The organism is Candidatus Dormiibacter sp. (assembly GCF_050999135.1).
Lineage (GTDB): Bacteria > Chloroflexota > Dormibacteria > Dormibacterales > Dormibacteraceae > Dormiibacter > Dormiibacter spiritus.
In genome coordinates this window covers 111,687-120,952 of sequence record NZ_JBPCPN010000024.1, presented here as the reverse complement: position 1 = coordinate 120,952, position 9,266 = coordinate 111,687, and the positions used below count along the sequence as shown (strand labels likewise).

The 9,266-nt window shown below is 66.4% G+C and carries 11 protein-coding genes and 1 pseudogene; 4 read left to right on the top strand and 8 right to left on the bottom strand.

The window, feature by feature from the left end; translation table 11 throughout:
• Positions 1–133: 133 nt before the first annotated feature.
• On the bottom strand, positions 134–1,285 hold the full coding sequence (locus tag ACR2MZ_RS05965) for a hypothetical protein (protein ID WP_434004152.1): 1,152 nt from the start codon (positions 1,283–1,285) through the stop codon (positions 134–136).
• A complete protein-coding gene (locus ACR2MZ_RS05960) occupies positions 1,269–1,829 on the bottom strand; it encodes a sigma-70 family RNA polymerase sigma factor (RefSeq protein WP_434004151.1) in 561 nt (186 codons plus the stop codon). The genes ACR2MZ_RS05965 and ACR2MZ_RS05960 overlap by 17 nt, the downstream gene beginning before the upstream one ends.
• Before the next feature lie 123 nt (positions 1,830–1,952).
• Here ACR2MZ_RS05960 and ACR2MZ_RS05955 point away from each other — a divergent pair, with 123 nt between their 5' ends.
• Complete coding sequence (locus ACR2MZ_RS05955; protein WP_434004150.1) at positions 1,953–2,186, top strand: nuclear transport factor 2 family protein; 234 nt, start codon at positions 1,953–1,955, stop codon at positions 2,184–2,186.
• A gap of 29 nt (positions 2,187–2,215) precedes the next feature.
• Here the strand turns inward: ACR2MZ_RS05955 and ACR2MZ_RS05950 are convergent, their stop codons facing one another.
• The gene (locus ACR2MZ_RS05950) at positions 2,216–3,148 is read right to left on the bottom strand and encodes a ferritin-like domain-containing protein (protein ID WP_434004149.1); all 933 of its coding nucleotides are present in this window, start codon (positions 3,146–3,148) and stop codon (positions 2,216–2,218) included.
• Positions 3,149–3,364: 216 nt separating this feature from the next.
• On the opposite strand from ACR2MZ_RS05950, the gene ACR2MZ_RS05945 reads away from it, so the two are divergent.
• Complete coding sequence (locus ACR2MZ_RS05945) at positions 3,365–4,195, top strand: response regulator transcription factor (RefSeq protein ID WP_434004148.1); 831 nt, start codon at positions 3,365–3,367, stop codon at positions 4,193–4,195.
• Between the two features lie 104 nt (positions 4,196–4,299).
• Here ACR2MZ_RS05945 and ACR2MZ_RS05940 read toward each other — a convergent pair.
• The 4 genes and pseudogenes from ACR2MZ_RS05940 to ACR2MZ_RS05925 all read right to left on the bottom strand — a co-directional run.
• Positions 4,300–4,518: pseudogene (locus ACR2MZ_RS05940) on the bottom strand (ClpX C4-type zinc finger protein); the annotation flags it as partial.
• A gap of 44 nt (positions 4,519–4,562) precedes the next feature.
• The gene (locus ACR2MZ_RS05935) at positions 4,563–5,405 is read right to left on the bottom strand and encodes a queuosine salvage family protein (RefSeq protein ID WP_434004147.1); all 843 of its coding nucleotides are present in this window, start codon (positions 5,403–5,405) and stop codon (positions 4,563–4,565) included.
• A 49-nt stretch (positions 5,406–5,454) separates the two neighbouring features.
• Complete coding sequence (locus ACR2MZ_RS05930; RefSeq protein WP_434004146.1) at positions 5,455–6,063, bottom strand: EVE domain-containing protein; 609 nt, start codon at positions 6,061–6,063, stop codon at positions 5,455–5,457.
• A gap of 43 nt (positions 6,064–6,106) precedes the next feature.
• Entirely contained in the window at positions 6,107–6,646 is a 540-nt protein-coding gene (locus tag ACR2MZ_RS05925) for a GNAT family N-acetyltransferase (protein WP_434004145.1), read from the bottom strand.
• Between the two features lie 92 nt (positions 6,647–6,738).
• On the opposite strand from ACR2MZ_RS05925, the gene tgt reads away from it, so the two are divergent.
• Together tgt and ACR2MZ_RS05915 are read left to right on the top strand one after the other, a co-directional pair.
• On the top strand, positions 6,739–7,971 hold the full coding sequence (tgt, locus tag ACR2MZ_RS05920; RefSeq protein WP_434004144.1) for a tRNA guanosine(34) transglycosylase Tgt: 1,233 nt from the start codon (positions 6,739–6,741) through the stop codon (positions 7,969–7,971).
• A gap of 5 nt (positions 7,972–7,976) precedes the next feature.
• Positions 7,977–8,540 carry a YbhB/YbcL family Raf kinase inhibitor-like protein gene (locus tag ACR2MZ_RS05915; RefSeq protein WP_434004143.1) on the top strand — a complete coding sequence of 188 codons (564 nt, stop codon included), beginning with the start codon at positions 7,977–7,979 and terminating at the stop codon, positions 8,538–8,540.
• Positions 8,541–8,763: 223 nt separating this feature from the next.
• Here the strand turns inward: ACR2MZ_RS05915 and ACR2MZ_RS05910 are convergent, their stop codons facing one another.
• The gene (locus ACR2MZ_RS05910) at positions 8,764–9,249 is read right to left on the bottom strand and encodes a DinB family protein (protein ID WP_434004142.1); all 486 of its coding nucleotides are present in this window, start codon (positions 9,247–9,249) and stop codon (positions 8,764–8,766) included.
• Between the last annotated feature and the right edge of the window lie 17 nt (positions 9,250–9,266).

Below are 9,266 nucleotides of genomic sequence, written 5' to 3'. Positions count from 1 at the left end.
CATCGTCAGACCGGCGAGCGCCAGGCTGCCGCTGTAGGACTTGTTCAGCTCGAAACAATAACTTGCCGGCGGGGTGGTGGCCACCGTGGCCGCCGCCTGCCTCTCCTGCAGATCTACCAACTGACTGGAAACGCTACTTGAAGCTCAGTCCGTCGGCCGTCTTGACTGCGCTGTCCGCCGACAGCAGGCCGGCCACCGCGTACACGGTCGAGCTCTTCTTGTCGATCCAGATCACGCCCCCACCCAGGCCCGTGTTGTCGCCGATAGCAGTTCCCTGGATGCCATGCACAGTTGCCGGGTGTGCGGATGCCATGTCCACCGGGATGGGCAGCGGCAGGTTGCCGGCCGGGCTGTCGAAGCCGTTGATCAAGTCCTTCAGCGGCTGGCTGAGACTGGGATCGCTGGCCAGCAGCGCCTTCTTGACGTCACTCACGCTGACGCCGTTGGACGTCACCTTGGGCGACCGCATTTCCGCGATGGCCAGTACCGGGCCGACCTGGCTGGCGATCTCCTGCGGCGTCGTCTTGGAGCCATCGGCAGTCTTTCCCGCCTGCGCCGCCTTGTTGAGGTCGCCCACTACGGCCACCTCAGCCGGTCCCACCTGGACCGTCAGAGTGGTTCCCCTGAGCTTGGCTGGAGCGTTGGCATTGAACGTCACTGAGCCGGTGGCGCCTGCCATGGCCGCGTAGGTGACCGGTTGATTGGCGAACTCCTGCGGCAGCTTGGATGTGTCGACCTTCAGCGCCGGCAGTCCAGAGATCTTGGCTGCTTCAGCGGCAGTCTCCGCCTGCTGCAGCTGCGGCTGGCTCACCCACTTGACGTCACCCCAGCGGGCGAACGCCTGCAGGCTGTTCATATCAGACTGTGTGGGCTTGCCCACGCTGACGGTCTGCACCTGGCTGGGCTCGAACACTTGCCGTACGTTCTGGGCGATCGGGGTGGCGGCCACTGTGGCCACCAAGCCCACCGCCAAAACTCCTGCCAGCGCCGGCTTCCGCCAGCTACTGACCTGCGCCTGCGGCCAGACCGCTGACCGCAACCGCTGCAGCGTTGAGGGATTTCCCTGGCCGGCGAGCTTGGAGTTGAAGCGAACCAGTGCCGCCTCAGGGTCAACTGTCACGCCGGGCACGGCCAGGGCGGCAGCCACGCCGCGAGTCGTTGCGGCGATGTCGCTCAAGCGTTCCTGGCAGGCGGCGCAGCCGTTGTAGTGAGTTCGCTCGGCTTCGCTGAGAGCGAGAGGCTCGTCGTAGAGGCGACGGACGGTTCCGTCAGGCAGGTGTGACACGGTTCAGCTCCTTCAGCAGTGATTGCTCGGCACGTCGCAAGAGCGTGCCAATCTGGTTGGTGCCCACTCCCAGGGCGGCACCTATCTCGACGTAGGAAAGTCCGCTGTAGCGCAGAGCGAGAAGGGAGGCGGGCTTGGTGGAGAGCCGGCTCAGCGCTTGCCGCACCCGCCGACGTTCCTCGTTGACGACCAGCACGTCCTGCGGATCGGGCGGCGTGTCGGTGCGGAGATTGGCGTCGTTGACCTCCCGGCGCTCCCGCCGCTTGCGGGAGCGGATCCGGTTCAGGGCAGTGTGGACGGCGGCCCGTTGCAGCCAGGCCGGGGCGTAGCCGGCGTCCGCTGGGTGCTTGCGGTGAAAGTCCAAGAAGACTTCCTGCGCCACGTCCTCAGCTTCCTGGCGATCGGCCAGGACGCGGTTGGCCACTGCCACGACCTTCCCGTACTCGGCCAGGAAGAGGGACTCGAACGAGTCTGGCGCCGTCCGCACTGCGGCGCCCCGGTCGGCGGGCTCTTCGCCCATGGGCTTCACGGATCTCGCTTTCACTGCTAAGGAGGCACCACTGCCCAGTTGGATTGTGACGTATCGGCCTCGGGAAGGTGGGCGACCCCAGCGGTCCTGCCGGGCGTTCTTACCGCGGCGCGCGACGGCGGCTTAGAGTTCGCGGTTATGGATAGCGTCGTTCGGGCTGCGTGGACGGCGATCGATCAGCGAGATTGGGACACGCTGAAGCCGCTACTCCATCCCTATCTTCACTGGACTGGCCAAGACGGTCAAGCGGTTCGCGGGCGGACCAATGTGCTGGCCAGGCTTGCCCTCACCCATCCCACGGGGCCGCCGTCAGAGCATGAGCTGCGCGATGGTCAGATCTATCGCTGGGTGGAGAGTCATTGGTCAACGTGAGTGTCTCGCCCACTCGGGGATAGGACCACTTAGTCGCCGTCCTCTGCTGTGTTGATGTACGGCAGCTGGAACTGGATCTTGTCGGCGATGTGCTGGTAGTAACCGCCGTCCTTGAGGTTGATGGGAACGTACCTGAAGTCGTTTCCAGGCCTTGGGCTCAGGTAGCCGGCGGCCTTCGCCAGGTCTGCCGCATCCGGCACCGACTCCACGAAGACGGGCGCAAAGGCCCAGTTGTCGGACGGGCTGGTCGGCAGCGTGCCGGGACCGATATCGACCTTGCCGAAGGGGCCGTCAGAGAAGGGGATGTTGCTGTTCGGGATGGTGTCGATGCCGTGGTTGGCGAGGATCTGACGGCCCAGTGCCCGGTGCTCGGACTCAATCACCGCGATCTGCGCTGCGATCTGGGCGAGCCGGGGCTGATTATTCGGCGGCGACGCCAGCTCTCTGACCGCGGCCAGGAAGGCGGAGTCGAACACCCCCTCCAACTGCTGCTGGGCGAAGATGAACTCGTCCAGCTCCGCGAAGGTGTCGTCAGCTTTGGGGAAGCTGAAATGAGTGGCGGTCGGGATGACAGGCATTCCGGTCACGGCGGCGAACAGCTCGTGGTGGATCTGCTCCTCGATGCCGGCTGCAGCCAGCGCCTCGATCTCGCTCTGGCGCAGAGCCGGCTTGAGCTTCCCCGCCCGGGCGGTTCTGACAATGTTCCGGTAGAGCGTGATCGCCAGCTGTTCAGCGGTCTCCGCGACTATGAAGATGGTCTTGATGTCGGTCACCTCGTCCGGCACCACACTGAGCTTCGCGACCGTGTCAGACGCCGAGTCTGCGGCGAAAGCCGGGGTGGCTGTCAGAAGCGGGCCGCCGACCGCGACAGCGCCCGCAGCCAGCATTCCGGTTCGTAGGACGTCGCGGCGGGACGCGACCATGTCGAGCAGCCGGCGGGTTCCTTCGGGACGGTATTCCATGAGTTTCCTCCAATCTCCATCGATCGACTTAGTTCCAGCACTGCCGGTGGGTCACGTCGTCGCGTATCTGCCCTAGCAAGCTTGTGGCCGCCAAGGTTTCCCCACATCCTCCAGACGAACGATTCGACACCTACCTAGGCAGCATTTCCGATGTCCATTCCCGGCTCTCCCTTCGTATAGAGCGAGGTGGGGGGATTGAGCCATCGAGGGTCGGCTGTGAACAATTCGTTACAGCAGCTCGCCACGGTGTTGAGATCCCTCGCCCAGCCAAATGTCCTGGATGTCTCGGGCCGGCTGCTCGACACCCTGCCGGTGGCAGTTCTGCTCACTGACTGCTCACCGGCGTTTCGCTGCCAGTACGGCAACGCTGTCTGGCGCAGCTGGGCCTCACAGGACACGCGGAGTCTCGAGAATCGACCACTGGCGGAGTTGTTGGCGACAACCGAGCGGAAAGGCCTCTTGGCAGTGGTCCGTCAGGTCCGTGCTACCGGGCAGCCTGGCCGGCATCGGGGCTACCTCCACTCAGAACGACGGGGAGCCGCCACCGCCGTCGCGGCTGCCCCCACAGTCTGGGAGTGTGAGGTATATCCACTCACCCCAGAGGGACAGGCTTCGACTCACCTCCTGATGCTTTTCAGTGAAGTGACCGACCATCCAGCCGACCTGCCTCAGAGGACGGCCCGAGTCCTACGTCCAACCGGCGTGGTGCAGCTCGAACAGGCGAGGCGAAGCCTGCTCAGTGACCGGGAGCAGCAGGTGGCCGATCTGGTGGCCCAGGGCCTGAACAATCTCGCCATCGCTAGGCGTCTGTTCCTGAGCCGGACCACTGTCGCGACTCACGTGGTTCACATTCTGAACAAGCTCGGATTCAGCTCGCGCGTCCAGATCGCCGGTTGGGTGGTCGAGGAGCGGCTGAAGGAGGTTGGCAAGGAAGTGTTGCCTGAACGGCGGCGTTTCGCCAACCTCCATGCGCTGGGCGACGTGGCAGTCATCCAGCATTACAGCCAGCGCGGCGCGACGGCGCGCGTCCCCACCGCCGACAGCTGATCGAAGCGGGCCGGGTTTGACTAGCCTCGCGAGTGCGTCTAAGCCGGTTCGACGGCGGAGCTGGGAAAGAGCTGCCTCAGCAGGGTTCGAAACCGCATAGCCAGCGGCTCACCGCGGCTTGGGGGAGGGGCGTGGCCCTGGCGGGGCGCTGAGCGGGAGTCTTCATCGAGCACCTCCTGGCAGAGCTCGATGCACCTGTCACAGATGTACACGCCCGGGCCGGCGACGAGCTTGCGCACCTGGTCTTGACGCTTGCCGCAGAACGAACACCGGGTGGAGCGGCGGCGGCGCTCTCGTTCGAGGTCATGCTCCTTCCGATCCATGCCTTGAGCTTAGCCAGCGGCGCATGTACGGGAAGCCGCTGACCTCAGTAGTAAATTCCGCGCACGCGGTGATAGGGCGACATGGGGAAGGTCTCCTGGGCGAGGTGCCAGAGCAGCCAGTCGAGCTCGACCGACGTGAGCTGGCGGCCCCGGTCGGTCAGCTCTTGGCGCAGGCGCTCGACCGCCACTACAGTGGCGGCTCGGATCTCCACCTCCGCCGGCTCGCCGCTCCGCAGCTCCACCCAGCCGTCCACCCGCGCGGCCAGCGGGGACGAATACTCGAGGGCGCCCAGATGACGCAGCACCTGGGGCAGCTTGTAGTCGGCAAAGCAGGTCAGCTGATCGAGGTCGGGAAAGCCGGCCAGGCCGGCGGCGTGCAGGTCGGCGGCGACAATTTGCGCCCGCTTCAGGAAGGGGACCTCCCGACCTTCATAGCCGGACACATCGCGGTAGCTGTCGAGTCGTTCGCCGAAATTGCGGGCAGTGTCGACGGCGGCTTCGCCCACCAGCCCGTCGTAGCCGTGGTGGCCGAGCTCATTCAGCGCCTGCGCCCGCTCGGCGAGCATGGGGAAAGGCCCCAGCAGCCTGCCCAGAGTCTCGGCGTCGATCGCCACCAGCGAATCGGGGTCCTCCAAGTCAGTGCCGGCGCGGTAGACGTCACGCAGGCGCTCGGCCATTTGCGTGTACCCGCCCGGCCTCTGTCCCGTCCAGCCCCCGGGCAGCCAGAAGGAGAAGTTGATAGTGTCCAGCACCATGAGATAGCGGCGGGCGCGCTCGGGCTCGTCAGCGAAATGGCTGACGCCGTCCCATGCCGGCAGCGGCCGTTTCCGCACCGTCTCCGCTGCCGTCGCGAGATCCCCCAAGCGAACGTCGCGCGCGCGCCCCACCACCCAGGCGCAGGCGCTCCGAACTCCGAGCGGATCCCCCGCGTGCGACTCAGCTGGCAGCAGCGCGGTCCCTCACAGTCCGCTTGAACTCGTCCTCGATCAGCTTCAGGTCCTTCTGGGGCAGTTGGTGCAGATGACCCTGGAAAGCCATTGACCACTGCTCCGGCGGCCACTTCTTCACATACTCCAGCCGGTAGGCGAGATTCTTGGCAGGCACCCATTCCGACTCTTCCAGCACGTGATCGGGCCGCATCTTGACGCGCCACGGGTAGTCCTCTTCCCGGCGAGCGGTGCGCCAGAGATGGCTGTGATCCTCAAACACAGGGGAGGTGACGGTGCAGGTGGCCGCAAAGCACATCCGGCCGGAGATGTAGTAGAGCAGGTGATCGCCCGGTCGGATGGTTTCCGCCCGCCGGCGGTGGCGGCTCTTGATTCCCTGCACCGAGAAACCCTGCTCTCGCGTCTTGCGGAAATTGTCGGGGGAGATGACCAGCATCCAGCACTGCCCGCTGCCCGCAGCTTCGCCACGGCCGGCTGAGCGTAGACCGTGGCGCCGCCTCTTGCCCCGCGGCTGACCGCCGCCGGCGGGTGGGGCGGCGGCCCCGGCGGGCGCGATCGGGGACTGCTGACCAGCCAGTGGGGCAGGGTGTTCGGACATCTTGATGATGGTAGGGACTGACCGCTGCCAGACAGCTTGGGCCCTACGGCTGAAGGCTCTCCCAGTCTGCCCGCAGCAGTTCGGTCTGAATCTGGTCGAACCAGCGACCGTCCCGGAAGAACTCCTGGTGGAAGCGGCCGACCTCGCGGTAGCCGGCCGCACGCTGGGCGCGAGCGCTGGCCTCGTTGCCCTCGAGATAGGCCGACTTGAGCTTGTTTAGGCGGTACTCGCGAAAGAGGTAGTCGCGGCGGAGGCGCATCAGCTCGCCGCCAATTCCCTTGCCCCAGGCGCCCTTGTCGCCGATGGCCGTGCCGGTTGTGGCGTGGCCGTTCTGCCAGTCGATCCGATGCGCCGCCGTAGTGCCGATCGTTCGGTCCTCAAACTCGATGCACCACACGACGTCGGTGTCGCTGGCGGCCATCTTCTGCAGCCACTCCCGCTCGAACTGGAGCGTCGGAGTGACCCGGCGGCTCAGATAGAGCGTCACCTCAAGATCCGCGAACCAGTCGCAGAAGATCGGCGCATCCTCTTCGGACGGCGGCCGCAGCCGGAACTTGCTTCCCGTTATGACTGGACCGTACATGCGCCCATTCTGCAGGACGCCGTTGCCGCTGAGGCGGGAGCTGCAACTCGATGGCTGCGTGCTCCTCCAGCTCGTCTGGTTAGAGTCCTGGGGTGCTCGAGTTCAGCATCACCGCCCAGGATGGCGCCGCTCGGCGCGGAGTCATCAGGACCGAGCACGGCGAGCTTGAGACCCCGGCCTTCTTCGCCGTCGCCACGCAGGCCGCCCTGAAGGGACTCGATCCCGCCGTGGCTGCAGCGGCCGGCGTCCATTCAGCGATCTGCAACAGCTTCCACCTGACGCTCGAGCCGGGTCCCGAGGTCATCAGGCGCGCGGGGGGTCTCCACACCTACATGGGCTGGCCGGGCGTCCTGGCGACCGACTCGGGGGGTTTCCAGGTCTTCAGCCTTCGCCACGGCCAGGTCGCCGATGAGCTAAAGGGTCGCCGCCGTATCCCTGACTTCGGCCGTGAGGAGGATGCGCTGGACGCGGTGCGGGTGGACGAGGAGGGAGCCGACTTCCGGTCGTATGTCGACGGCAGCCGTCACCGTTTCACGCCCGAGAACAACATGCAGCTGCAGCAGGCTCTCGGCGCCGACATCCTGTTCTGCCTGGACGAGTGCACTCCCTTTCATGTCACCCGGGAATACACGCAGATCGCCACTGAGAGGAATGCCCGCTGGGCCCAGCGCTGCCTCGACGCGTTCCGAGTACTGGGTCCAGCCGCCCCCCAATCGCTCTTCGGCATAGTTCATGGTGGGGTCTATCCGGATCTCCGCCGCTGGAGTGCTGAGCGAATGGCGGAGCTTGACTTCGACGGTTACGGCATCGGTGATTGCCTGGGGGAGTCGAAATCGGACTGGTACAGCGTTGTGGATCTCGTCCGTCCGCTGCTGCCGGAGGCGCGCCCGCGCCACCTGCTGGGAGTGGGGGAGCCCGACGACCTGGTGGAAGGCGCGCTGCGCGGCATCGACAGCTTCGACTGCGCCATGCCCAGCCGGATCGCCCGCCACGGCCAGGCGCTGCACCTGGGACTGCCGCGGAATCGCCTGGACCTGGCCAAGGCCGACCGGAAGCTCGAAGATCAGCCGATCGAGGAGGGCTGTCCCTGTTCAGCCTGCAGGCGCTTCGGCCGCGCGTACCTGAATCACCTGGTGAAGGCGAAGGAGATCCTCGGCATCTCCCTTCTGACCGAACACAACCTCGCCTTCACCAACCGGCTCATGCGGCGGATTCGAGAGGCGATCAGCGCCGGCCGCCTGGCCGAGCTGCGGGCAGAGGTCCGAGGGATGGCGCGGCCTGAGCGAGGTGTCGTCCGCAGACAAGATTCGTCGGAGGTCCCATGAGCTTGTTGGAAATCATCTTCACGCCGCTAGGCTGGCTCCTGCGCGGCAAGCGCGCCGGCGAGGAGCGCAGTATCGGGCATGCGCCGCAGCTGGCCAGCGATGTGAGCATCGCGCTGAGCAGCCCCGCATTCACGCCCGGGGAGTCGATCCCAGCCGCGTACCGCAGGCGCGGGCTTGGCGACAACATCTCCCCCGCCCTGACGTGGTCGGGCCCGCCGGCGGGGACGGCGCAGCTCCTGCTCGTCATGGAGGACGTCGATGTGCCGTTCAGCCACCCGGGGCTGCATCTGATTGCTCTTCTCGACGTCGGCGCAACTGGGGTGACGGAGGGAGCGCTCAATGACGGCGCCCCGAAAGTGCGGTTCGTGCCCGACCGCCGCGGCCGGACCGGCTACATCGGTCCGCGCCCGCTGCCCGGACACGGCGTGCACCGCTACAGATTCCATCTGTACGCGATCGAAGAGGCCATCCCGGCGACGAGGCGGCTGACCGGGTTCGAGGACGTGCTCGCAGCGGTAGACGGGCACGTTCTCGCGCACGGCCGCCTTGAGGGCGTCAGGCGCAGCTGACGCCCTCGGATGAGCGCTCGCCGCGGAGACGGGACTCCCAGCGACACGCCGGGACGGCGGCCGGGAGAGCACCCGCTGCACCGGCGCTCCGCGCGACCAGCTGAACCTCACCCGGTCAGGTGTTGGGAAGAGGGGGCGGCTCGTGCCCTGTCAACGCCCAGGATCTCCAGCTCGCTCATACCTACCTCCTGCCCGCCGCTGTATTTCACTCAGCGGCCCGACTTCAGACGACCGGGACCAGGGAGACTAGGTTGCGCAGCATGCCCAACCGGCCGATCTCCTGGCGGGTGATGCGCTCGCAGACCTGAAACAGCGTGAGCTCGCCATCACGGGAGTCGACGAAGGTGCGACGCCAATCGCCCGGGGACATCCCGCGGAGCAGGTCGATGGTTCGCCGGCGCACCCGGGCGAACGCTTCCAGCAGCTCAGCCGCCGGCGGGCTGACCTCCGCCTCCGGTGTGGAGCGAAGCGTTTCGCTGAGCGGGATCTCGCGCTGCTCAGGCTCGAGGTACGCGTGCCGCAGGAGCCCGTCGACCGCGATCCCTGCCTGACAGAGGGAGGTCACCGCCTCCCTCACGGTGGGCAGGGCAGGAGCATGCCTGTAGCCCAAGCGCGGCTCGTCCAGGCCGGCGACCAGGTCGCGAGCCCGATCAGCAACCGTGCTCATGACCACGAGCAGATCCTCGCTGGAGCCCATCTGATCAGGCATTGCCACAGCGTAGTCAG